The 486-nt window shown below is 64.2% G+C and carries 1 protein-coding gene; it reads right to left on the bottom strand.

Features of this window, described 5'->3' with window-relative positions:
• Nucleotides 1-486: IS110 family transposase (locus OC446_RS30620; protein ID WP_262032625.1), on the bottom strand; the 486-nt coding region annotated here is incomplete at both ends.

Here is a 486-nt window from a genome sequence, read left to right as displayed (position 1 = left end):
TGTCGTTGAGCAAGCGAGCCTTGGAAACCTTGCGGCCGATCACAGGCCATGCCTCTTCCACGAAGCGTTCCCGGTCCAGGGCCATGATGCTGCCGGGTGTGGGAAAGCGTTCGAGCAGGGCCAGGAACCAGTCGGAGCGGCTGTTGCCGGCAAAACGCTCGACCTCGGGAAAGTACAGGGGCAGGTAATGGGTCAGGATCCGGTGCCAGGTCTCGGTCTTGGCTTTCGAGATCGCCTCGTGGGTCTTTGACAACTCCTGCAGGTCGTTGATCCCGGCCGCCAGAGGATCGACATAGCGCTGGGTCGCGCCGATCCGGAGCATGTGCAGGATGACTTGGGCGTCCTTGGGATCATTCTTGTCCCAGCCGTTGTGCAGGGCCTCGCGGGTGCGGGCGAGCGCCACGGACGAGACCAGCCGCAGCTCGAAGCCGGCCGAGAGCAGGCGGTAGGCCAGCCCGCGGTGGTAATCGCCTGTAGCCTCAAAGC

Origin of the sequence: Microvirga sp. Mcv34, assembly GCF_024519725.1 — a bacterium.
GTDB lineage: Bacteria > Pseudomonadota > Alphaproteobacteria > Rhizobiales > Beijerinckiaceae > Microvirga.
The sequence above is the reverse complement of the archived record's forward strand: the minus strand, read 5'-3'. Positions and strand labels throughout refer to the sequence as shown.